The following is a 22335-nucleotide window of genomic DNA, read 5'->3' as shown; positions in this document are numbered from 1 at the left end:
CGGCGTCAGTGGGCCAGCAGGTCGGACCGGCCGTGCGACTCGTACTCCGCCACAAGCGCGGTCAGGGCGGCCGCGTCCAGGCGGCGGTAGCCCCCGGCCGGGGATCGGTGCCAGACGGGGTCTTCGCAGCGGAAGCCCTCGTGGCGGAGGGAGACGCGGTGGATCTTGTTCGTCGCCGTGGTCGGCATGGTCGCGACGGTGCGGACGTAGCGCGGGGCCATCTTCGTGCCCAGGTCCGGCTGGCCGGAGAGGAAGGTCTCGAAGGCGGACGGGTCGAAGGCCGCGCCCTCCCGGAGGGCGAGGGCCGCCATGACCTGGTCCCCCGCCACCTCGTCGGGGACGGCGTAGACGGCGACCGCCGCCGCGTCCGTCCAGCGGGCCAGGATGTTCTCGATCACCGCCGCGGCGAGGTTCTCGCTGTCGACGCGGAGCCGGTCGTCGGTGCGGCCCGCGAAGTAGAGGAAGCCCGCTCCGTCGCGGAAGAAGAGGTCGCCCGTCCAGTACCAGCCGTCGCGGGTGCGGTCGGCCTCCGCGTCCGGGTTGCGCCAGTAGCCCTCGAAGAGGCTGCGGCCGCGGTTGACCAGTTCGCCGATCGCCGCCGAGCCGTTCAGCAGGCGGCCGTCCGCGTCGAGGACCGCGGGCGGGCATTCGGCGCCCGTCTCCGGGTCGATCACCGCCAGGTCGTCGCCCGCGCCCGCCCGTCCCAGGGCGCCCGGCGGGGTGTCCGGGGTCCGCGGACGGAGGCGCCGCCCTCGGTGGCTCCGTAGCCCTCCACCAGGCGGACCCCGAACCGTTCGGCGAAGCGGGCCGCGTCCACCGCCCCGGCCTCGGTGCCGAAGCCGAGGCGCAGGGCGTGGGCACGGTCGTCGGGGCGGGGTTCGGTGGCCAGGAGGTACTGGATCGCCCTCCCGACGTAGGTGAAGTACGTGGCCCCGTAAACCCGTACGTCGTCCAGGAACGCGGAGGCCGAGAAGCGGCGGCGCAGCGCCACCGGGGCCCCGCCGACGAGCGCCGGCAGCCAGTCGGCGATGACGGCGTTGCCGTGGAAGAGCGGCATGCAGACGTAGTGGACGTCGTCCGGGGTGACGGTGAACTGGCGGGCCAGCGCGGCTCCGGCGGCCGCGAGCCGACCCTGGCTGCAGATGGCGGCCTTGGGGGCGCCGGTGGAGCCGGAGGTGAAGTAGAGGAGGAGGCGGGAATCGGGGCCGGGGGGCCGCAGCGCGGCTTCGCCGGGCTTGGCGGCGGCGTAGGGGGCGAGGAGGGCCTCGTACTCTTCGGTGCCGGTGACCAGGACGCGCACGCCCGGCAGGTCGAGGCCGCGCAGCAGCGGCAGGTGGGCGCGCTCGGTGATCAGGATCCGGCAGTCGGTGTGCAGGATGTCGCGGGCCAGCTCGGGGCCGCGCCGGGTGGGGTTGATCCCGGCGACGGCGGCCCCGGCGAGGGCCGCCGCGCCGAGCCAGAACGGGAACTCGGGGGTGTTGTCGAGCAGGACCCCGAGGTGCGGCTCGGCCCCCGGAGGCATGAGGTCGACGAGGAGCGCGGCGCGCGCGGCGGCCTCCTGGGCGGTCCGGTGGTGGGTGAGGACACCGTCCTCGTGCTTCAGCCCGGGCCGGTGGTCGCCCCATTGGCGCGCTATGAGCTCCGCGACGGTTTCGGGTGCAGTCGTCGTCCGCATGCCGCCGGAGGGTAGCTGACGTTACGTCAGAACTGAACGTCGGAGCAGGCGTAGAAGGCCATCGGGGTGTCGTTGACGGTCCAGACGGCCAGGATCAGGTGCCGGCCCGTCTTGCCGCTCGGCATGGCGCCCTGGTGGACGGTGGTCATGGCCGGGCGGGCGCCGTTGTAGGCGACCGTGAGGAAGGGCTGGGGTTCGAGGTCGGCGCGGGTGAGGGCCTTGGTGCCGGTCCAGCCGTTCTTGGTGACGTAGTACTTGAAGTCGGTGGTGGAGTGGTTGGCGGTGAACTGCCACCGGAAGGCGTAGCTCTGCCCGCTGGTCACCTTGGTGGTGGGCCAGGCGCCGCCGCGCGGGTCGTCGAGCTCGGAGAACTGGGAGAGTCCGCCGGAACATATCTTGCCGTCGGCGGGACCGGCGGCCGGGAACCCCTTGAAGCCCTCGACGCTCTGCGGCTCCCACTGGATCGCACCGCAGTTGGAGACGGTGCGGTTGGCGCAGAGCTTCTGGCGGCTGATCGGGGTGTCGGTGTAGCCGTGACTGCTGGCGGCGGGGGCGCTGACGAGGGTGATTCCGGCGACGAGGCCGAGGCCGAGCGCGGCGACGCCGGCCCGTTTGGGCATGCGGATGGGACGCATGATGCTCCTTGAACGTGGGGGGAGTTCGGTGAGAGCGCGCGCACGTGGGGATTAGGTCTAGACCAAGTCCCAGATTATTGACGAGAGTTGGCCATGTCCAGACCAATGGGAAAACGGGTGGTCCGTTACCTTCCGGCCACCCGTTCCCGTACCGCTGGACGTCCGCCCCCTACTCGGAGCGGCCCGTGTAGAAGGCGACCGTGAGGTCCTTCACCAGCGCCTTGCGCTCGTAGTCGTCGAGCTCGACCAACCCACGCGAGGTCAGCCGGTGGACGGTGTCGTCGACGGCGTCCACGACCGAGCTCAGCACCGTGTCCCGGTGCTTGGCGTCGATCGCCGCGACCCGGCGGCGACGCATGGCCTCGGCCACCTCGGCCGCGTACTCGATCCGGGTCGGCTGGGCCGAAAACACCTCGATCCCGACGGCCTCGGTCTCGGCCGCGAGCATCCGGGTCAGCGCGTCACCGACGGCCTCGGCGTCGCGCAGGGTCGGGGCGTCCTCGTGGAAGGCGTCGGCGGGCAGCTGCGACAGCACGCGCGCCATCGCCGATTCGACCTGCTCGGCGAGGTACTCCGTGTGGTCCTCGACGGCGAGCGTGGCGCGGGCGGTGTCCTTGACCTGCCAGACGACCTGGACGACGACCTGGAGGGCGAGGCCGCCCGCGTCCACGGCGGGCATCGGGTCGCTGCGCCAGTGGCGCAGGCGTACGTCGACCCGGCGGCGCAGGAGCAGGGGGCTCACCCAGGTCAGACCGGTACGCCGGACCGTGCCGCGGTAGCGGCCGAAGAGGGTGAGCACCCAGGCGTGGCCGGCCCGGGCCCGACCGAGTCCGCCGAGCGACACGAGGGCGACGATCCCGAGGAAGGCGAGCGGCGGCCAGTGGGTGGCGCGCAGGCCGTGGTAGGCGCGGGGGGCCGCGCCGAAGGCGGCCACGAGGGCGGCGGGGACGACCCCGGCCCGCCAGAGCACGGCCGCGCAACCGGCGAGGGCCGTCCCGCCGACGACCACGCCGACCCAGCCGGGCAGCACCGGGCCGCGGTGCTCCCGGAGCCGGTCGTCACCACGCGGGACCCGGCGGCCGGGGGCGGGGCGCGGGGCGCGGGTGGCGGGCGTGGGAGCGGGTGCGGGTGCGGGTGCGGGTACGTGTACTGCTGGGAGCTGCTGCGTGTCGCGGAACGGGAGGTGCACCGGCACCTCGGTGACCGAGGTGCCCCGGCGGGCTCCGGGGCCCGGGAGGCCCGGCGCGGCACCGGCCTCGTCCAGGCCGCGGGCCACCGCCTGGGCGACGATCTCGACCGGTCCGGGTCCGGGGATGCCGGAGTGCGGCGGTGGCGCCGCGTCCACGGGTCCGGGAGCAGCGGCGGTCTCCGGCCCGGGCTCCGGCTCGGGCTTGGGCTCGGCCTTGGGCTCGGCCTTGGGCTCGGCCTTGGGCTCGGCCTTGGGCTCGGCCTTGGGCTCGGCCTTGGGCTCGGCCTTGGGCTCGGCCCCGAAATAGAAGTCGAACTCGAAGTCGGGCTCGGGCTCGGGCGCTGGCTCGGGCGCTGGCGCGAACTCGGCTAGCGGTTCGGGCACGGCTTCGAGCGTGGCCTCGGGCTCGGCCTCGGGCTCGGCTACCGGTTCGGGCACGGCTTCGGGGCGGGCCTCGGGTTCGGCCTCGGCCGTCCGCAGGCGCAGGGTGGCCGGCCCGGCGGGGGCCTCCGCGTCCTGCGGGTGCGGGATGTCCAGGCCCGCCGTGGCCGCCGGGGCCCCGACGCCCTGGTCCCCCTCCTCGTACGGGTGGGTCCGGGCCGCCGGCACCTCCCACCCGTGCGGCAGCTCGGGCGCCGGGCGGGCGGCCCGCGCCGCGGCCCAGCCGAACGAGGTCTCGGCGGCGACGGCGTGCTCCGGCGGGGCGGGGCTGCCCACCAGGGCGGGCACCGGTTCAGGCACGGGCGTCGTCGGCTCCGCGGCCCACACCGGGTGAGCTGCCGCCGGGACTGCGGGCTCGGGCACGGAGGCGAGGGCGGGAACGGGGGCGGGCAGGGGCTCGGGCACGGGGGCGGGATCCGCCGCACGGACCGCTACCGGGGCGCCCAGCGGCGGCACTCGGAAGGTGCCCGTCGTCGAAGTGGTGCGCGTGGGGAACATCGTTACCTCCGTCATGCGAACAGCCGGCGCCAGGTTTCCGGGCCCGGGTAGCCGTTGGCCGATGCGCCGGTCCAGCCCTGCGCACGCTGGAAGGCCTCGACGTTGCGGCGGTCGGCCTCGCTCCAGCGCAGGTCCGGACCGGATGTGTAGTACTTGCCGAAGCCCTTCTTCACCAGCTGGCGACCGAGCGCCCTGATGGCCTCGTTCGACTGGCCAGGGCGGAACACCAAGGCGCCCGGATAGGCCCGTACGCCGCCCGGCCCCGGCGCGGCCCCCACCGTCGGCGGGATGTTCTTGCCCTGCTTGTCGACCAGCAGCTTCCAGGTGTGCGTGCCCGGAATGCCGTCGGCGTCCGCACCCGTCCACCCCTGTGCGCGCTGGAAGGCGGCGGTGGCGAGCTTGTCGTGGTCGCTCCACGTCCGGTCGGCCACCCCCTTGGGGTAGAAGCGGTACGCGCCGCGCTCGATCAGCATCCGGCCGAGCTGGGCGACGTAGTCGTTCGTGCTCCCGGGGCCGAACTTGTCCGCACCCGGGAAGACCGTCGCGTCCCCCGGCTTGGAGCCCGCCGGCGGCGGCTGGACACCCGGTGCGCCCGGTGCCTCCGGGACGCCCGGGACCTCCGGCGGGATCCCGGCCGGCACCCCGTTGAAGCGGTACGGGACGTACTTCGTCGCGTTGCTCCAGTACCCGTAGGGCGTGGCCAGCTTCCGCGTGTTGGGGCGCGTCTGCTCGTAGGCGACGTAGTGCGTGCGCGTCGAGTCGACCCAGCCGCCGAAAATGACCACGTGCGAGCCGTTGTTGGGGTCCGCCGGGTTGTGGAAGAGGAGCATGTCCCCCGGCAGCAGCTCATCCTTTTCGATCTTGGTGGCGAACTTGTCGAGACTGCCGGTCCACTCGTTCGACCCGAGGTTCCAGACCATGGAGACGTAGCCCGAGCAGTCCTGCCGGTACCCGTCCGTCCAGTACTCGGACATGCTGTACGGGACCTCCGCGTCCAGCCACAGCTTCGCCCGGTTGATGATCGTCGCCCGGTCGATCCGCCGCACCGCGCCGGGCCTGGCCGGGGCGCCGGGCTTGCCCACCGGCCCGCCCTTGGGGCCGTGCAGCGGGGTCCGGGCGCCCTGCGGGGAACCCGGGTCGTCCAGGGCCGCCGGCCCCGGGGTCGGGGTAGGGGTCGGGGGCGGGGTGGTCAAGGCCACCGCGGCCGTACTGCCGCCGCTCAGGACCACTCCCGCGGCGGTGGCCAGCACCAGCGCCCGGCGGGCGCCGCGTGCGGCCGGGTGCCCCCCGTCCCGGAGCGGTATGGCCCGCGCGCGGACGAGGGCGCGGCGGCGCTGCGCGCAGCCCCGGCACGCGCAGTCGCCCGCGGGCTCGTACTCCTCGAAACCGGGCATAGGCATCTGCACATGCGTCGGAGGCTGCATCGTCATGCGGTTCCGTCCACTCCCCTGCTCGTCCACTCGTCACCGGTCGGCCGGAGCCGCACCTGATGTGGCATCAGGTGCGGCACGCGCAGACATATGGTGCACGATAAACCCCTCAAACATGGGTTAATCGGACAAGGCGGGCGTGGCTGGTCACGGGCACCCCTGGAGGTGGGGTAGAGTTTTCCCTGTCAGCAAGCGCCGCTAGCTCAGTTGGTTAGAGCAGCTGACTCTTAATCAGCGGGTCCGGGGTTCGAGTCCCTGGCGGCGCACAGACGGAAGAAACCCCCGCAGCGAAAGCTGCGGGGGTTTCTTCGTTTCCCGTCGGCGGCGCGGCCGGCTCAGGCCGCGGTTCCCGGTGCGCCCGGGCGGGCTCCCACGCCCGTCAGATAGGCGGAGACCACCACGTTCGCCGTGTACTCCTTGGCCACCTTGTCGTACGAGCCCCCGCAGGTCACCAGCCTCAGCTCCGCACGGCCCCGGACCCGCTGGCCGTAGGCCTTGTGCGCGTCGAAGGCCGCGCGCTCGTAGACCCGTACGTCCTCGATCGTGAACTCGGCGACCGAACCGTCCGTCCGCACCACGCGCACCTTGTCGCCCGGCTGCGCGGTGCTCAGGCCGTAGAACACCGCCGGCTTGGACCGGGTGTCCACGTGCCCCACCATCAGCGCCGTCCCGGCCGTCCCCGGCTGGGTGCCCCGGCCCCACCAGCCCACCGTGCCGGGCTGGTCGTACGGGGGCGGCTCGATCGCCCCGTCCTTGTCCAGGTCCCGGCTGATCACCGGGGCCTGGATGCCTATGGAGGGCACGTCGACGCGCTGGGGCGGGGCCGCGGCGAGCGGGGCGTGCGCGGCCGGCAGCCCCGGACCGACCGTCCCGCCGGCCTGACCGGCGGGCGGGGCCGGCGCGACGGTGAGCTGGCGGCCCCACAGCCACAGGCCGAGCACCAGTACCGCCCAGGCGGCGAAGGTCAGCAGCCGGCCGCCGGCGGAGGCCTTGTCCTCGTTGCGCCCGTCGTACTCGTTCACCGGTACTCACCCGGACCCACCGACACCGGCCTCACTCGCCGCTGCGGCGGCGGCGCAGGGCCAGCGCCCGGCCCGCGACGGCCAGGGTGGCGACCGCGGCGAGGACCGCGCCGATCACCGTGTGCGGCAGCCCCGGTCCGTCGGCGCCGTGGGCCTTCTTGGACGACTCCGCCGCGAGCTCGGCGGACATGCCGCCGCCGCCCGCGTGCACCGGCCAGACGGGCGAGGCGTGGTGGGACGGGCGGTACTCGGAGATCTGGACGGAGCCGCTGACCTTGTCGTGGCCGTCGCACGTCACCCGGACGGAGTGCCAGCCGGGCGAGACGTGCGAGCGGATCATCGCGTCGCCGTAGAGCGGGCTGCGGCCGCCGTCGCGGCCGTAGAGGTCGACGTCCGATACGAAGGCGGCGGACTTGGCCGCTCCGCGGGTACCGTCACAGCCCTGGACGCGCAGCTTGACCTGCGCTCCGGGGTGAGCCGGATTCGGGTCGACCGTGACGCTGCCGCGGTCGCCGCGGTCACCGCGGTCCTCCTCGCCCGCGAGGGCGATCGGCGCGGTCACCGCCGAGAATGCCGCCAGGGCGACGGCCATCGCGGTGGCGCGGACAGCGATCGGAACACTGCGCATGGTGAACCTCCTCGACAAGGAGATTCACGCGCGGCGCGCCGCCGCGCATCCGGAGCGGCGCCGTACGTGTCGGCCGTACGCCCCAAACGCGGCACACCCGTTCGGCCGTGCGCCGTACGCGGGTACCGCGGTGTGCGGGTGCCCGCGGCGCGTGGTGCGCGTCAGACCAGGTCGACCAGGTCCGCGATCGAGGCGACCGTCTTGGTCGGGCGGAACGGGAACTTCTCGGTGTCCTGCTCGGTCGTCAGGCCGGTGAGGACGAGGAAGGTCTGCATGCCCGCCTCCAGGCCGGCCAGCACGTCGGTGTCCATCCGGTCGCCGATCATCGCGCTGGTCTCCGAGTGCGCGCCGATGGCGTTCAGGCCGGTGCGCATCATCAGCGGGTTCGGCTTGCCGGCGAAGTACGGCTTCTTGCCCGTCGCCTTGGTGATCAGCGCGGCGACGGCGCCGGTGGCCGGGAGCGGGCCCTCGGTGGAGGGGCCGGTCTCGTCGGGGTTGGTGCAGATGAAGCGCGCGCCCGCGTTGATCAGGCGGACCGCCTTCGTCATCGCCTCGAAGCTGTACGTCCGGGTCTCGCCGAGGACCACGTAGTCGGGCTCGTGGTCGGTCAGGATGTAGCCGATGTCGTGGAGGGCGGTGGTCAGGCCGGCCTCGCCGATGACGTACGCCGTACCGCCCGGACGCTGGTCGTCGAGGAACTTCGCGGTGGCCAGCGCCGAGGTCCAGATGTTCTCGACGGGGACCTGCAGCCCCATGCGGCTCAGCCGGGCCTGGAGGTCGCGCGGGGTGTAGATCGAGTTGTTGGTCAGCACCAGGAAGGGCTTGCCGGACTCGCGCAGCCGCTTGATGAAGGCATCGGCGCCGGGGATCGGGGTGCCCTCGTGGATGAGGACCCCGTCCATGTCGGTGAGCCAGGATTCGATCGGCTTGCGCTCTGCCACTGGACTGTTCTCCGCTCTCGGTGACCTGCTACCTCTGGTCTCCACCACCCTATCCGGGCCGGGCCGCGGACGTCCGTGCCGTCCACGGCCCGGAACCGGAACCGGGGAGCGATCAGCCCAGGCGGACGTTGTCGACGGTCCAGAACCAGTTGTTGGTGCCGCTGTAGCGGAAGCGGACCTGCACGTCGGTGGCGCCGGCCGGGACCTGGAGGGCGAGGGACTCGGACTTGGCGACGGCGTCGGCGGTGTATGTCTTCACCACGGTCGGGGCACCGCCGTTGTAAGAGACCAGGACCTGGGCGGTCTGGCCGGCCTCGTGGCGGTAGTGCGTCTGGAAGGTCAGATTCCGCGTGCTGCCGCCGCTGACCGCCCACTTGGGGGTGACGAGGGTGGAGTCGAAGGTGCCGGTGTGGCTCTTGTCGTCCCACTCGTCGGAGTCGGCGACGGCGAAGACGTCACGGGAGCGGACGTTCAGCTCGCGCCACTGGTCGCGCTGCGACTGGCTCCAGAACTCGTCGGTCGCGAAGGCCCAGCCGGCCCACTCGGCGACGCCGCCCGTACCCATCTTGGTGTTGTCGACGGACCAGCCGGCGGACGGGGTGTGCGTGAAGCCCTTCACGCCGGCCGGGATGCCCGTCTCGTCCACCCGGGCCTGGAGGTTCGGGCGCAGGGTGTCGAAGGGGTCGTCGTCCGGGGCGTTCAGCGGGACGCCGTCGAGGCCGGAGCCGCTGACGCCGACCTGGGCGAGCGCGGTGGCGGCGACGTCGGCCAACCGCACGTCGGCGCGTACGGAGCCGGCCGGGATGCCGGCGCCCTTGGCGATGACGAAGGTGCCGCGCTCCTGGACGGTCGAGCCGCCGTGCCCGCCGGAGTCGGTGTGGCCGTGGTCGGTGGTGACCAGGATCTTCCAGTTCTCCTGGGCGTAGGTCGGGCGGTTCTTGACGGCGGTGAGGAGCTGGCCGACCAGGGTGTCGACGCGGGCGACGGTGTCGAGGTACTGCTGGCTGGCCGCGCCGTAGGAGTGGCCGGCCGCGTCGATCTCGCCGAGGTAGACGAAGGCGGCGTCCGGGTTCTGGTCGCGCAGTTCGGCGGCTGCGGCCGCGGCGATCTTCGGGTCCTCGGTGCGGTAGCCGTCGCGGTCGCCCTTGAGGGAAAGGCGCTTGTCGACCTTCGCGGAGAAGATCGGCCCGTTCTGGTCGGTGGAGGTGACGGGCTCCCAGTCGGCCGCCGCGTACGTGTTGAGCGCCGGCTTGGCGTTTTCGATGCGGGTCAGGAAGTCCGGGTGGGCGGCGTAGTTCTTGCCGGTGAAGGAGTTGTCCTTCACGCCGTGCTTGTCGGGCCAGACCCCGGTGGCGATGGTGGACCAGCCGGGGCCGGAGGACGTGGCGGCCATCGGGCTCGCGTAGAGGGTGCTGCGGGCGGTCAGCCCCTGGGCCATCAGGCCGTTCAGGTGGGGTGCGTTGGCGACCTTGACGCGGTCCAGGACCGCGCCGTCGATGCCGATGACGAGCACCTTGTCGGTGTTGGCCGGCGCGGCGGCGCCGGCGGGGGTGGCCAGGGCGGCGGCGGCGATCAGGGCGGAGGTGACGGCGGTCGCGGCGACGGCACGACGTCCGGGCAGGGCAGGGGACACGTACTCCTCCTGGGAGCAGGTGAGCGGCGAAAGGAGCGGGGGAGTTTCGACGTTCAGGTGTTCCGGTGATGCGGCGTTGCGGCGTTCCGGCGGGTGTTCCGGTGTGCGCCGGGTCCGGACCGAAGGTGCGGTCTTCGGTCCAGACCCATCCCCCAGACTTCGTCCGGGGGGACCCCCAGGCAAAGGTCACTCTGCCGGGCAGGGTTGGCCAGGAAGTAACCGGTCAGCTTCCGGTTGCCGACTTCCACGCGTCGACGTAGCCGGTGAGGTTCTTGTCGATGTCGGCCCAGTTCGGCTCGAAGATCTCCACGCCCGTCATGAGCTTGGTGAGTTCGATGGCGTTGGCGTCGGTCGGCTTGACGTCGGTGCGCGCCGGGAAGCCGCCGCCGACCCCGCTGACCAGCTTCTGGGCCTCCTCGCTGAGCATGAAGTCGAGGAGCTTCTTGCCGTTCTCGGTGTGCGGGGCCTTGTCCACGAGGCCGGCCGCGTACGGCAGGGCGAAGCTGGTGGGCTTGCCGCCCTCCTTCGCCGGGAACCAGATGCCCAGGTTCGGCATGGACTTGGACTGCGCGAAGTTCATCTGGACGTCGCCGTTGGCCACGAGCAGCTCGCCCTTGTCGGTCTTGGGCGCCAGCTTGCTGGTGGAGGAGGACGGGCCGACGTTGTTGGCCTGGAGCTTCTTCAGGTACTCCATCGCCGGCTCCTTGCCGCCGAAGTCGTGCATCGACTTGATGAGCACGGCGGTGCCGTCGCCCGCGACGCCCGGGGTGGAGTACTGCAGCTTGCCCTTGTACCGGGCGTCCAGCAGCTCCTCCCAGGTCTTGGGGGCCTCGGCGAGCTCCTTCTTGTTGTAGACGAAGCCGAAGTAGTTGTTGACGACCGAGGTCCACTTGCCGTCGGCAGCCTTGTCCGCGCCGTTGACCTTCTCGGAACCCTGCGGCTTGTAGGACTGGAGCAGGCCCTTGCCGTCGGCCTGCTGGATGAAGGGCGGCAGGGTGATCAGTACGTCGGCCTGGGTGTTGGTCTTCTCGCGGACGGCGCGCTGCACCATCTCGCCGGAGCCGCCCTCGACGTACTTGACCTCTATGCCGGTCTTCTTGGTGAAGTCGGCGAAGACCTTGTCGTACCAGCCGTCGCCCTTCTCGCTCTTGAGGCCGTCGGCGCTGTAGACGGTGACGACCTTCTCGCCGCCGTCGGAGTCGGCGGCCGAGGAGCCGCCGCCGCAGGCGGTGAGGGAGGAGGCGAGGGCGAGACCGCCCGTGACGACGGTGGCGATGCGCAGGAGTCTCTTGCCGGTCATGGAACTTCCTTACGGGGAAAGGGAGTCGGAAGTGGAGGACGGTTCAGCGCTGGTTCAGGGCCGGTTCGGCGCCAGTTCAGCGGTAGGAGGCCCTGGTGCGGACGCGGGAGACGGCCAGGAGGACCAGCAGGGTGGTGGCCATCAGGACCACGGCGACGGCGGAGCCGCCGTAGAGCGAACCGCGGTCGGTGGCGGTGAAGATGCGGACCGGGAGGGGCATCCAGTCCGGCGGGTAGAGCATCATCGTGGCGCTCAGCTCGCCCATGGACAGGGCGAAGCAGAGGCCGGCCGCTGCGGTGAGGGACGGCAGCAGGAGGGGGAGTTTGACCCGCCACAGGACGTACGCGGGCCGGGCGCCCAGGGAGGCGGCAGCCTGCTCGTACGCGGGGTCGAGCCGTACGATCGCCGCCGAAACCGACTGGTGGGCGAACGCCGTGACGAGGATCGTGTGCGCCAGGACGACGATCGTGCTGGTGCCGTTGAGCAGGACCGGGGGTCGGCTGAAGGCGACGAGCACGGCGAGGCCCACGACCACGGACGGCACGGCGACGGGCAGCATGAACAGCGCGTCCAGGAACCGCTTCCCGCGCTTGTTCAGCGTGGCCGCGGCGAGCGCGGCCCAGGTGCCGACGGTGAGCGCGAGGAGGCTGGCGGCGAGGGCGGTGACCAGGCTGGTGGTCAGGGCCCGGAGGGATTCGCCGCGCACGGCGGCCGCGTAGTTCTCGGTGGTCGGCCCGGAGGGGAAGGCCCCGGACCAGTGGGTGGCGAAGGAGGCCGCGACCACGACGAGCAGGGGCAGGGCGAACAGCGGCAGGAAGAGCAGGCCGAAGAGGCCCCAGGCGGCCCAGCGGCCGCTCTTGCTATGCACCAGCACGCTTGCCCACCACCCGGTAGAGGCCGAACAGGCCGACGGATATAGCGATGTTGACGACGGCGACCACGCAGGCGGCCGCGTAGTCGGATTCGAGGATGGCCTTGCCGTAGATGAGCATCGGGAGGGTCGTGACGTCCTTGGCGCCGGTGAACAGGACGATCCCGAACTCGTTCAGGCACATGACCAGGACGAGGCTGCCGCCCGCGGCGAGGGCCGGGAGGGCCTCGGGCAGGATCACCTGCCGGACGATCCGGGCGGGCCGGGCGCCGAGGCCGGCGGCGACCTCCAGCTGGGCGGTGTCCAGCTGGGAGAAGGCGGCGAGCAGCGGGCGCATCACGAAGGGCGTGAAGTACGTGATCTCCGCGAGCAGGACGCCCCAGGGGGTGGTGAGGAAGTGGAAGGGCCCCTCGGCGACGCCGGTGAGATCGGTGACGAGGCCGTTGGCCATGCCGACCGTGCCGTAGACGAAGAGGAGGGCGAGGGTGATGAGGAAGGAGGGGAAGGAGAGGAAGACATCGATGAACTTGGCGACGGCGCGGGCCCCGGGGAAGGGCACGAAGGCGATGATCAGCGCGAGCACGAAGCCGAGTACGAGGCAGCCGGCGGTCGCGCCGACGGCCAGCCAGACGGTGGTCCCGAGGGCCTCGCGGAAGCCCTGCGAGGCGAAGACGGAGGCGTACGCGTCGAAGGCGCCGCCGCCGTTCTCGGGGCTGAAGGACTGCTGGACGACCAGCGCGAGCGGGTACAGGAACACCAGCGCGAGCACGACCACGGGCGGCAGGACCCACACGCCACGCGGCACCCTCACCCCCGCGCCATCCACCCCCGCCGGCGCACCATCCAGCCCCGCCAGCGCACCATCCAGCCCCGCCGGCGTTCGAGGCGCGGGGTCCGGGGCGGAGCCCCGGTTCTCGGCCGGGACGGGCACCGCGCGCCGCGTGGCCTCAGCCATCCGACACCCCCGCGCCCGCGCCCGCTGCCAACAGCACCGCGTCCCGCGGCTCGAAGTGCAGCGTGACCCGGTCCCCCAGCGCGGGCGTCACCCGCAGCTCCGGGAGGTCCGCCTTCACGCGGTGCCCGCCGACGTCCACGTACAGCCGGTGCGTCGAACCGCGCCACTGCACCTCGATGATCGTCCCGCTCAGCGCGTTGGTGCCGGTGCCGAGGCCGAGCAGGTGCGGCCGTACGCACAGGGTGGCCGTCGATCCCGGTGCCGCGCGCCCGCGGTCCAGCTCCAGCAGGTGCCCGGCGAACAACGCGCCCCCCTCGGCCACGGTGACCGGCAGCAGGTTCGCGTTGCCGACGAACGAGGCGGTGAACTCGGTGCGCGGGGCCCGGTACAGCTCCTGGGGGGTCCCGCAGTCCTGCAGCCGGGCCTTGTCCATGACGGCGATCCGGTCGGCCAGGGTGAGCGCCTCCACCTGGTCGTGGGTGACGTACAGAATCGATACGTCGGGCAGTTCGCGGTGCAACCGGGCCAACTCGGTGAGCATCCCGGAGCGCAGCTGCGCGTCGAGGGCGGACAGCGGCTCGTCGAGCAGGAGCACCCCGGGGCGGATGGCGAGGGCGCGGGCGATGGCCACGCGCTGCTGCTGGCCGCCGGAGAGCTCGCGCGGGTAGCGCCGCGCGTAGGCGGCCATGCCGGTGAGTTCGAGGGCCTCGGCGACCCGGCCGGGGATCTCGGCCCTGGGGGCCTTCTGGGCCCTGAGGCCGAAGGCGACGTTGGCCTCGACCCGCATGTGCGGGAAGAGCGCGTACTGCTGGACGACCATGCCGATGCCGCGCTGGTGGGGCGGGAGCGCGGTGACGTCCCGGCCGCCGATCAGCACCCGCCCCGCGACGGGTCGTACGAAGCCGGCGACGGCGCGCAGGGCCGTGGTCTTGCCGGAGCCGGAGGGGCCGAGCAGGGCCATCACCTCGCCCGGCTCGACGGTCAGGTCGAGGGAGTCCAGGACGGTGTTGCCGCCGTAGGCGACGCTGACCCCGTCGAAACGGATCCCGCTCACGGCGACTCCCGCAGCAGTGCGGGGAGTTCGGCGACGGAGGCCAGGACGTGGGTCGCGCCGTGTTCCGTCAGCGCCGCGCGGTCGTGGGCGCCCGTGAGGACGCCCGCCACCGTCCCGGCTCCGGCGCGGCGGCCGCTGAGCATGTCGTAGGCGGTGTCGCCCGCGACCACGACGTCGCGCACGTCGGCCACTGCCCCGGTGCGCAGGAACGCGGTCAGCACCATGTCCGGGTACGGGCGGCCGCGGCCGCCCGCGTCGGCGGGGCAGAGGGTGAGGTCGGCGAGGTCCTGCCAGCCGAGGGCGTCGAGGATGGCGTCCTGGGTGACCCGGGCGAAGCCGGTGGTCAGGACGACGGTGCGGCCGTCGGCGCGGAGCTGCTCGATCGCGGCGCGGGCGCCGGGGAGCGGGGTGACGAGACCGCCGTCGACGAGGGCGCCGTATGCCTCCTCGAAGGCGGAGTTGGCGCGGTGGGCGAGCTCCTCCGTACCGAAGAGGTGGCGGAAGACCGAGATCTTGGACTCGCCCATGGTGTCGAGGACGTACTGGAGCTTCTCGGCGTGGTCGGGGGTCCCCGGCCGGACGCCGAGCCGCTCGGCGGCCTGCTCGAAGGCGCGCTCGACGAGGCCGCCGTCGGCGACGGTGGTGCCGGCCATGTCGAGGACGACCAGCTTGCGGCGGGTGGGGTCGGTTCCGTGCGTGGTGTAGCTGTCGTTGTCGCTGTCGCTCATCTGACTTACCAGCCCAGTTCGTTCGCGGTGGTCTCGGCTAGGGCGGGCGAGCAGGTCATGCCGCGCCCGCCGGGTCCGGTCACCAGCCAGACGCCGTCGGCCACCTGCTGGCGGTGGACGACGCGGGTGGTGTCCGTGCACTGCGCGTACACGCCCGCCCAGCGGTGGCGGATCCTCGGGAGCGGGCGGCCGAGGAAGGATCCGGCCACGGCGGCGACGTGCTCGTAGGGGTCTTCGAGGGTGTCGAAGGCGAAGGGGTGCTCGTACTCGTGGGTGTCGCCGATGGTCAGTCCGCCGTCCCGGCGCTGGACCATCAGCAGCTGCATCTTGTGCTCGGCGGCGATCGGCGCCTGCTCCTGCCCGGCGTTGAGGGCGTCGAGGGCGGGGGACTCGTAGGCGGGGTAGTAGCGGAAGCTGTCGGCGTCCGCGACCGAGGTGGTCAGCGGCTCGCCGAGCGGGTCGGTCTGCATCATCTGGAGGCGGACGCGGCGCACGGGCAGGTCGGGGACCAGTTCGCGGACCAGGCCGGACAGCCAGGCACCGGTGGCCAGGACCACCGCGTCGGCGCGGTGGACGTCGCCGTGGTCGTCGCGGACGGCTGCGGGGCCGACCACGTCGCGGACCTCGCGACCGGCGAGGAAGGTGTAGCGGCCGGCGGCGCGGGTGCGCAGGGCCTCCCGGAGGTGGAGCTGCGCGGTGCGCGGCTCGACGGCCGCGTCCCGCCCGCACCACAGGGCCGCCTCGAACGCGCCGCGCAGGGCCGGGTTGATCTTCCGCGCCTCGGCCGCGGTGAGCAGCTCGTAGCCGCGGGCGGCGGCGTCCGGGCGGGCCAGGGCCGCCTCGGCGACGGCGAGTTCGCGGGGGGTGCGGACGGGGGTGAGGGAGCCGTTGGCACGGAATCCCAGTCCGGGCACCTGCGCGCCGATGCGCTCCCAGAGCTCGCGGGCCCGCAGGGCGGTGTCCAGCTCCTCTCCCCCGGCCCGTCCGCTGACCCAGATCTGGCCGAAATTGCGCAGGGACGCGCCTCGGGCCTCCGCTTCCCGCTCGATCTGGACGACCTCGTGGCCGCGTTCGACTGCTTGCCAGGCGTGCATGGTGCCGACCACGCCGCCTCCGACGACTATGACTCTCACGCCGCCAACGGTGGGTCGGGGCCGTGACCCGGGAGGATCCGTCCGGCGACGGCCCGGTGAACAGCCCTCGACGTTTGGACTAGACCCGTTATCTTCCTGTGACATTAATGCGTCCCTTTCTGTCTGGTACGGAACGATAGGTCCTCGACTATTCGGCGCGCAGTCGGGTCGTGAAGCTGAACCGGTCCCCACGGTAGAGCGAACGCACCCGTTCCAGCGGCCGGCCGTCCTGGTCCCGCGAGAAGCGGTGGATGAGCAGCATGGGGAGAGCGGGCGGGGTGCCGATCAGCAGGGCTTCGCGCGGGGTCGCCAGGACCGTCTCGAGCTTCTCGTCGGCCTCGCCGAAGGAGATGCCGAGGCTGTCGCGGAGGTACCCGTAGAAGGAGGAGTCCGGCGGGAAGTCGCGGTCCAGGCGAGGGGCCCGGGCCACCCGGATGTACGTGCTCTCCAGGCCGACGCGCTCGTCGTCGGCGAGCAGGACCCGCTCCAGGTGCCAGACGGGCTCGCCGGGCTCGGCCCCGATGCCGGGCGCGAGGTCGGGCGGGCAGGGGAACTGCTCCAGGCCGATGAGGTGACGGCCCGGGCGGCGGCCCTGGCGGCGCACGCCCTCGGTGTAGCTGGCGAGGGCGAGCGGCTGCTCCAACTTGGGGCCGGCGACGACGGTCCCGCGGCCGGAACGGCGCAGCCGGCCCTCCAGCAGCAGCTCGCGCAGGGCCTGGCGGACGGTCTCGCGGGACACCTCGTACCGCTCGGCGAGATCGCGCTCGGTGGGCAGCGTGCCGCCCTCGCCGAGCTCGTCGAGGAGCTCGGCGATCCGGGCCTTGACGGCGTAGTACTTGGGGATGCGGCCGTGCTCGGGAATGCCGGAACGCACGGGTGAGCCGGGGCGGTGCCGCTGGGTCTGTTCTTCCACGATGGGACTCTATGCGGGGCGGTCGCCGCCGCGGGGCGACGGGGGCACGGGCGATGCGCGGACGGCTTCACGGGCGCTCGACGGACGGCCGGCGGAGGTTCAGCGTGCGGAACGGCGCAGTCGGCGGGCCCCCAGCAGGAGGCCGCCACCGGTGGCGAGCGCGGCCACGGCGCCCGTGCCGTACGCCCACTCGCGCGGGCCGGTGTGGGCGAGGGAGCCCGCCTCGACGGGATCCTCGGGCCCCTCGACCGAGAACCGGTAGCCGCCCGCCTCGCCGATCCAGTCGCCGTCGTCGCCCTTGCGCTGGACGAGGGCGGCGTCGGCGACGACCTCGCCGACGGGCGCGTCGGGGGCGAAGGAGAGGCCCACCTTGACGGTGAGGGATCCGCCGGGGCCCACGGTGTAGCCGGGGAAGGCGTCGCCGCCGTCGAAAACGGCGATGATCTCGTCGCGGTCGCTGCTCTCGAGACTGACGGGGAAGGTGCCGCCCGGCGCGTCGAACTCCATGCGCAGGTGCGCGGGACGCAGGGTGCGGGCCTTGTCCGTGAAGACGACGATCGGGTGGATGGCCGTGCACTCGGAGTTGGTGGTGTTGGTCAGGTCCAGGTACCAGGTCTGCGGTCCGGCACCGGTGCGGTACACGGCCGGACCGCCGCGGATCCGCGCCCCGATGGGGAAGGCGCTGCTCTTCCCGTCGCCGCAGGTGGCCTGCGTGCGCGAGGGCAGTGCGGGTGCGGGGCGGCCGCCGCCCGCACCGATGTCGGCTCCGGCGACGGGCGCGGTGGTGGCGACCAGGGCGGCGGAGAGGGCGGCGGTGAGGGCAAGGGCTTTGCGCAGTCGCATGGAAGACCTTCGCTGCTCGCCTGACGGGACGATGATCGGACGAGGTGACAATCACCCCGACCCTGCCCGCACCCTGCCACTCCCGCGCGATCCCTCATCGGGAGCCGCGCCTGGGTTGTTCCGGTTTACGCCCGTATGGCGGACGAGGTCAAGTGCCCCACCGCCCTTCGAGGTACGGGGTCGGGGCGGAGCCCCGCCGTGTCAGCCCGCGCGCCCGAACAACGGCGCCAGTGCCAGCTCCGCCGCGCCCTCCGCCACACCGGCTCCCGCCAGGGCGACCACCGGCCGGGCCGGATCCAGCGCGCGGGCCGCGAGCACGGCCCCGACCCCGGCCACGAAGACCTCCGGCGCCGCAGCCACCACCCGCCCGCCGAGCAGCACCCGGTCCACGTCCAGCAGCGCGACCAGATTGGCGGCACCCTCGCCCAGGATCCGTGCCGCCTCGGAGAGATCGCCCCGGGCCACTGCCTCCAGGCACAGCACCTCCATGCAGCCCCGCGCCCCGCACCGGCACGGCGGGCCGTCCAGCAGGAGCACCTGGTGGCCGAACTCCCCCGCCGCTGAGCGGGCACCCCGGTAGACCCCGCCACCCAGCCACAGACCCGCGCCGATCCCGGTCCCGACGTGCACGTATACACAGGTGGGGGATCCGCCGCCGGCATGCGCATCCGCCTCCGCATCCGGCCCGACGCCCGCCCCGCGCCCGACGCCCGCATGCGCACCCACGCCCACACCCATGTTCGCGCCCACTCCTACGTTCGCGCCCGGGGCCGCGTCCGCGTCCGGCCAGGCGGCCCGGAGCCACGCCCCGGCGGCCGCGGCCGCACCGGCGTTCGTGTCCTTGTCCAGCAGCACCGGCAGGCCCAGCAGCCCCTCCAGCACCCCCCGCAGCGGGAAGCCCTTCCAGCTCGGGAACCCCGTCACCCGCCCCATCGCCCCGGCCCGGTGGTCGAGCGGCCCCGGTGCGGCCACCCCGACGCCCACGAGCGGAAGCCCGGCCGGGTCCGAGACCCTCCTGACCGCCCGTACGACCGCCTCCACCGCCGCCTCCGGGCCGGCCCCGAAGTCCAGCGGGCCACTGCTCTCGGCGACGACGCGGCCCGCCAGGTCCACCCGGACCGCCCGGAGCTCGTCGCGGTCCAGGTGCACGCCCACGGCGTGGCGTGCGTCCGGCACCAGCCGGAGCAGGGTGCGCGGCTTGCCGCCGGTGGACGCGGCGCGCCCGGCCTCCGCGATCAACCCGTCCGCCCAGAGCCGGGCCGTGATCTTGCTGACGGCCTGCGGGGTGAGCCCCGTACGGGCCGCGAGTTCGGCGCGCCCCAGGCCCGCCGGGCCGGCGCCGCGCAGCAGATCCAGCAGCAGCGCCTCGTTGTACCCGCGCAGCGCAGGCAGGTTCACCCCGCCACGGCTCTCCCCGCTACCCCTGTTCACCCGCCCATTGTCCACCCTCCTTGCACTTTGACAACACTGTCGCCAAAGTGGTCCCCATGAGCACCTCCGCCCCCACCACCCCCCTCCGCGTCGGCCTCATCGGCTACGGACTCGCCGGCTCCGTCTTCCACGCCCCCCTCGTGGCCGCCACGGACGGGCTCGCCCTCGACACCGTCGTCACCTCCGACCCGGCCCGACAGGCCCAGGCCCGCGCGGAGTTCCCCGACGTGCGCATCGCCGCGACCACCGCCGAGTTGTGGGACCGGGACCTCGACCTGGTCGTGATCGCCTCCCCCAACCGGACGCACGTCCCGCTCGCCACCACCGCCCTCGAAGCCGGCATCCCCGTGGTCGTGGACAAGCCGCTCGCCGCAACCGCCGCCGAGGCCCGCGCGCTCGCCGCCCTCGCGGACCGCAACGGAACCTTCCTCTCCGTCTTCCAGAACCGCCGCTGGGACAACGACTTCCTCACCGTGCGCAGCCTCATCGACGGCGGCGAGCTCGGCGAGGTGCAGCGCTTCGAATCCCGCTTCGAGCGCTGGCGCCCGCAGCTGAAGGGCGGCTGGCGCGAGTCGGGCGCCCCCGAGGAGATCGGCGGCCTGCTGTACGACCTCGGCAGTCACGTCGTGGACCAGGCGCTGGTGCTGTTCGGCCCGGCCGTACGGGTCTACGCGGAGGCCGACCTGCGCCGCCCGGGCGCCGAGACCGACGACGACACCTTCATCGCGGTCACGCACGCGAACGGGGTCCGCTCCCACCTCTACGTCAGCGCGACCACCGCCCAGCTCGGACCGCGGTTCCGCGTCCTGGGTTCGCGGGCCGGCTACGTGAAGTACGGCCTCGACCCGCAGGAGGGCGCCCTGCGCGAGGGGTTGCGGCCGGACGGGGACCTGCCCTGGGGCGAGGAGCCCCCGCACCTGTGGGGGCTCCTCGGTTCCGGCGAGTCCCCGCTGACCGGCGGCGGGATCCCGGTCCCGACCGAGCAGGGCGACTACCCGGCGTACTACGCGGCGGTCGCGGCCGCGCTGCGCACGGGCGGGCCCGCGCCCGTGACGGCGATCGAGGCCGCCCACTGCCTCGACGTGCTGGAGGCGGCCCGCCGGTCGTCCGAGGAGGGCGTGACCGTGGAGCTTCCCGCCGCGGCGTCCGATTCCGCCTGAAGGCCGAAGCCCCGGAGACGAGGAGCAGGTGACGGCACGCGGAAGGGGCGGGGCCGCCGATGGCAGCCCCGCCCCTCGCCCGTGCCCGACTACGCGCCCTTGAACTCCTGGCGCTGACGGCCGAGACCCGTGATCTCCACCTCCACCACGTCACCGGCCCGCAGGTAGGGCTTCGGCTCCGGCTGGCCCATGGCCACGCCGCCCGGCGTACCGGTGACGATGACGTCGCCCGGGTACAGGGTCATGAAGTGGCTCAGGTACCGGACGACCTCGCCGACCGGGAAGATCTGGTCCGAGGTGTTGCCGTCCTGCTTGAGCTCGCCGTTGACCCACAGCTTCACGTCCAGGACCTGCGGGTTCGGAACCTCGTCGGCGGTGAGCAGCCAGGGGCCGAGCGGGGTGAAGGTCTCGCAGTTCTTGCCCTTGTCCCAGGTGCCGCCGCGCTCGATCTGGAACTCGCGCTCCGAAACGTCGTTGACCAGCACGTACCCGCCGACGTGCGCGAGCCCCTGCACGGCGGAGTCCAGGTAGCGGGCGGTGCTGCCGATGACGACGCCGAGCTCGGCCTCCCAGTCGGTCTTCACGCTGCCGCGCGGGATCAGCACGGTGTCGTCGGGGCCGACCACGGTGTCCGGGGCCTTCAGGAACAGGATCGGCTCGGCCGGCGGCTCCGCGCCGATCTCGGCGGCGTGCCCGAAGTAGTTCAGGCCGATGCCCACGACCTTGCCGATGCGGCCGACCGGGGCACCGATGCGCAGGCCTTCGCCGCTCAGGACCGGAAGCTCACCGGACTCGGCCGCGTCCCGTACCCGGGTCAGGACCGAGTCGTCGGCGAGCAGACCGCCGTCCACATCCGTGATCAGGCCGGACAGGTCACGCAGGGTCCCGTCCCGGTCGAGCAGCGCGGGGCGCTCCGACCCTACGGGTCCGACACGCAGCAGCTTCATGGGCATTCTCCCGTGGTCGTGGGTGGTCGACCCTGGGGCGTGCCCAGGGCCGGCCGATGGGTTGCGGCCATCGGAGGATTTGGTCGATCCTCCAAGATGACCACCCAATCCGCAAGACCCTGTTCACAGACTGGAACGCTCGCCTCCATCCGTCAGCCGCTCCGCCCGCTCCTTGCGGTACTGGAGCCAGGCCCGCTCCGCCACCGACCACGCGGTGGTGGTCAGCAGGTACAGCCCCGCGGCCAGTGGCACCACGGCGGCCGTGATCAGCGTCCCGAAGGACAGCAGGGGCAGTACGCCGCCCAGCTTGCGCATGACCTCCTGCTGCTCGGCGCTCACCTCGGCCATGACCCCGACCCCGGCCCCCGCCGTGGCCCCCGCCTTCGTTCCGGCCTTCGTTCCAACCTTCGCCCCGGCCTTCGCCCCGCCCTTGGGGGCGACCCGACCGGCCGGCTTCTTCGGGTCAGCGGCAGCGGCAGCCGCGACCGAGGCAGCCGTCCGGCGCCCCCGCACCGCACTCCAGGCGGCCACCACTGCGATCGCCCCGAACAGCCCGAGGAACACCAGCCCCTGCGCCCCGAACGGGCCGCCCTCGCCCAGCGCCTCTGTCCACCGGGCCCCCAGCGGCGCGGCGAAGAGCCGGTGCCCGAGCAGCTCGTTCGCCTTCCCGCCCACCTCGGCGGAGGAGAACGCCTGGTACATCACGAAGAACACCGGCAACTGCAGCAGGATCGGCAGGCACCCCGCCGCAGGAGTCGCTCCCCGGAAGGCGGCCCGACTCAGCGGGTGCAGCGCGAGCCGTACGAGCACGGTGAACAGCACGATCGCGGCAGCGGTCGCGGACTGCGCCAGCACCGGCTCCAAAAGCCGGCCCAGCTCAGCAACAAGGTGGGTGAAAACGGACACGC

Annotated in this window: 19 protein-coding genes, 1 tRNA gene and 1 pseudogene; 2 read left to right on the top strand and 19 right to left on the bottom strand. The window is 73.1% G+C overall.

The window, feature by feature from the left end; all coding sequences use genetic code 11:
* Positions 1-5: 5 nt before the first annotated feature.
* The 4 genes and pseudogenes from OG386_RS27330 to OG386_RS27315 all read right to left on the bottom strand — a co-directional run bounded on the left by OG386_RS27330 (position 6) and on the right by OG386_RS27315 (position 5838).
* Positions 6-1675: pseudogene (locus tag OG386_RS27330) on the bottom strand (AMP-binding protein).
* A 26-nt stretch (positions 1676-1701) separates the two neighbouring features.
* Positions 1702-2295 (bottom strand): lytic polysaccharide monooxygenase auxiliary activity family 9 protein, encoded by a 594-nt coding sequence (locus tag OG386_RS27325; protein WP_328793377.1) that lies wholly within the window; start codon positions 2293-2295, stop codon positions 1702-1704.
* 184 nt (positions 2296-2479) lie between these two features.
* A complete protein-coding gene (locus tag OG386_RS27320; RefSeq protein ID WP_328790302.1) occupies positions 2480-4453 on the bottom strand; it encodes an SPFH domain-containing protein in 1974 nt (657 codons plus the stop codon).
* Positions 4450-5838 carry a peptidoglycan-binding protein gene (locus OG386_RS27315; RefSeq protein ID WP_328790301.1) on the bottom strand — a complete coding sequence of 463 codons (1389 nt, stop codon included), beginning with the start codon at positions 5836-5838 and terminating at the stop codon, positions 4450-4452. The genes OG386_RS27320 and OG386_RS27315 overlap by 4 nt, the downstream gene beginning before the upstream one ends.
* A gap of 222 nt (positions 5839-6060) precedes the next feature.
* Between OG386_RS27315 and OG386_RS27310 the strand changes: the two genes are divergently transcribed.
* A tRNA-Lys gene (locus tag OG386_RS27310) sits at positions 6061-6134 on the top strand.
* 69 nt (positions 6135-6203) lie between these two features.
* Here the strand turns inward: OG386_RS27310 and OG386_RS27305 are convergent.
* The 13 genes from OG386_RS27305 to OG386_RS27245 form a co-directional block, all read right to left on the bottom strand.
* Complete coding sequence (locus tag OG386_RS27305) at positions 6204-6890, bottom strand: class F sortase (RefSeq protein ID WP_328790300.1); 687 nt, start codon at positions 6888-6890, stop codon at positions 6204-6206.
* Positions 6891-6921: 31 nt separating this feature from the next.
* Positions 6922-7518 (bottom strand): hypothetical protein, encoded by a 597-nt coding sequence (locus OG386_RS27300; protein WP_328790299.1) that lies wholly within the window; start codon positions 7516-7518, stop codon positions 6922-6924.
* 161 nt (positions 7519-7679) lie between these two features.
* Positions 7680-8459, bottom strand: coding sequence for an HAD-IIA family hydrolase (locus tag OG386_RS27295; RefSeq protein ID WP_030016791.1), 780 nt, complete (start codon positions 8457-8459; stop codon positions 7680-7682).
* Between the two features lie 112 nt (positions 8460-8571).
* Entirely contained in the window at positions 8572-10092 is a 1521-nt protein-coding gene (locus OG386_RS27290; protein WP_328790298.1) for an alkaline phosphatase family protein, read from the bottom strand.
* Between the two features lie 223 nt (positions 10093-10315).
* A complete protein-coding gene (locus OG386_RS27285) occupies positions 10316-11392 on the bottom strand; it encodes a 2-aminoethylphosphonate ABC transporter substrate-binding protein (protein WP_328790297.1) in 1077 nt (358 codons plus the stop codon).
* Between the two features lie 76 nt (positions 11393-11468).
* Complete coding sequence (locus OG386_RS27280) at positions 11469-12266, bottom strand: ABC transporter permease (RefSeq protein ID WP_328790296.1); 798 nt, start codon at positions 12264-12266, stop codon at positions 11469-11471.
* Entirely contained in the window at positions 12253-13218 is a 966-nt protein-coding gene (locus OG386_RS27275; protein WP_405787339.1) for a 2-aminoethylphosphonate ABC transporter permease subunit, read from the bottom strand. Before OG386_RS27275 ends, OG386_RS27280 begins: the two co-directional genes overlap by 14 nt.
* The gene (locus tag OG386_RS27270) at positions 13211-14272 is read right to left on the bottom strand and encodes an ABC transporter ATP-binding protein (protein WP_328790294.1); all 1062 of its coding nucleotides are present in this window, start codon (positions 14270-14272) and stop codon (positions 13211-13213) included. Before OG386_RS27270 ends, OG386_RS27275 begins: the two co-directional genes overlap by 8 nt.
* Positions 14269-15000: a phosphonatase-like hydrolase gene (locus OG386_RS27265; RefSeq protein WP_328790293.1), complete on the bottom strand. Its 732-nt coding sequence runs from the start codon at positions 14998-15000 to the stop codon at positions 14269-14271. Before OG386_RS27265 ends, OG386_RS27270 begins: the two co-directional genes overlap by 4 nt.
* A gap of 5 nt (positions 15001-15005) precedes the next feature.
* Entirely contained in the window at positions 15006-16133 is a 1128-nt protein-coding gene (locus tag OG386_RS27260; protein ID WP_328790292.1) for a TIGR03364 family FAD-dependent oxidoreductase, read from the bottom strand.
* Between the two features lie 148 nt (positions 16134-16281).
* A complete protein-coding gene (locus OG386_RS27255) occupies positions 16282-17046 on the bottom strand; it encodes a GntR family transcriptional regulator (RefSeq protein WP_328790291.1) in 765 nt (254 codons plus the stop codon).
* Positions 17047-17145: 99 nt separating this feature from the next.
* Positions 17146-17889, bottom strand: a complete 744-nt coding sequence (locus OG386_RS27250; protein ID WP_328790290.1) for a hypothetical protein — start codon at positions 17887-17889, stop codon at positions 17146-17148.
* A 201-nt stretch (positions 17890-18090) separates the two neighbouring features.
* Positions 18091-19320 carry an ROK family transcriptional regulator gene (locus OG386_RS27245; protein WP_328790289.1) on the bottom strand — a complete coding sequence of 410 codons (1230 nt, stop codon included), beginning with the start codon at positions 19318-19320 and terminating at the stop codon, positions 18091-18093.
* A gap of 56 nt (positions 19321-19376) precedes the next feature.
* Between OG386_RS27245 and OG386_RS27240 the strand changes: the two genes are divergently transcribed.
* Positions 19377-20480, top strand: coding sequence for a Gfo/Idh/MocA family oxidoreductase (locus tag OG386_RS27240; RefSeq protein ID WP_328790288.1), 1104 nt, complete (start codon positions 19377-19379; stop codon positions 20478-20480).
* 89 nt (positions 20481-20569) lie between these two features.
* Here the strand turns inward: OG386_RS27240 and OG386_RS27235 are convergent, their stop codons facing one another.
* The gene (locus OG386_RS27235; RefSeq protein ID WP_030011505.1) at positions 20570-21427 is read right to left on the bottom strand and encodes a fumarylacetoacetate hydrolase family protein; all 858 of its coding nucleotides are present in this window, start codon (positions 21425-21427) and stop codon (positions 20570-20572) included.
* Positions 21428-21550: 123 nt separating this feature from the next.
* Positions 21551-22333 carry a YidC/Oxa1 family membrane protein insertase gene (locus tag OG386_RS27230; protein ID WP_328790287.1) on the bottom strand — a complete coding sequence of 261 codons (783 nt, stop codon included), beginning with the start codon at positions 22331-22333 and terminating at the stop codon, positions 21551-21553.
* Positions 22334-22335 lie beyond the last annotated feature (2 nt).

The sequence above is a fragment of the Streptomyces sp. NBC_00273 genome (assembly GCF_036178145.1).
In the GTDB taxonomy this organism is placed as follows: domain Bacteria; phylum Actinomycetota; class Actinomycetes; order Streptomycetales; family Streptomycetaceae; genus Streptomyces.
This window is presented reverse-complemented; position numbering and strand designations above follow the sequence as displayed.

Excerpts from the sequence above, each read along its gene's own strand:
- OG386_RS27275 (WP_405787339.1), bottom strand. The coding sequence starts at position 13,218 with ATGGCTGAGGCCACGCGGCGCGCGGTGCCCGTCCCGGCCGAGAACCGG.
- OG386_RS27235 (WP_030011505.1), bottom strand. The coding sequence starts at position 21,427 with ATGAAGCTGCTGCGTGTCGGACCCGTAGGGTCGGAGCGCCCCGCGCTG.
- OG386_RS27320 (WP_328790302.1), bottom strand. The coding sequence starts at position 4,453 with ATGACGGAGGTAACGATGTTCCCCACGCGCACCACTTCGACGACGGGC.
- OG386_RS27250 (WP_328790290.1), bottom strand. The coding sequence starts at position 17,889 with ATGCGACTGCGCAAAGCCCTTGCCCTCACCGCCGCCCTCTCCGCCGCC.
- OG386_RS27285 (WP_328790297.1), bottom strand. The coding sequence starts at position 11,392 with ATGACCGGCAAGAGACTCCTGCGCATCGCCACCGTCGTCACGGGCGGT.
- OG386_RS27315 (WP_328790301.1), bottom strand. The coding sequence starts at position 5,838 with ATGCCTATGCCCGGTTTCGAGGAGTACGAGCCCGCGGGCGACTGCGCG.
- OG386_RS27265 (WP_328790293.1), bottom strand. The coding sequence starts at position 15,000 with ATGAGCGACAGCGACAACGACAGCTACACCACGCACGGAACCGACCCC.
- OG386_RS27325 (WP_328793377.1), bottom strand. The coding sequence starts at position 2,295 with ATGCCCAAACGGGCCGGCGTCGCCGCGCTCGGCCTCGGCCTCGTCGCC.
- OG386_RS27300 (WP_328790299.1), bottom strand. The coding sequence starts at position 7,518 with ATGCGCAGTGTTCCGATCGCTGTCCGCGCCACCGCGATGGCCGTCGCC.
- OG386_RS27240 (WP_328790288.1), top strand. The coding sequence starts at position 19,377 with ATGAGCACCTCCGCCCCCACCACCCCCCTCCGCGTCGGCCTCATCGGC.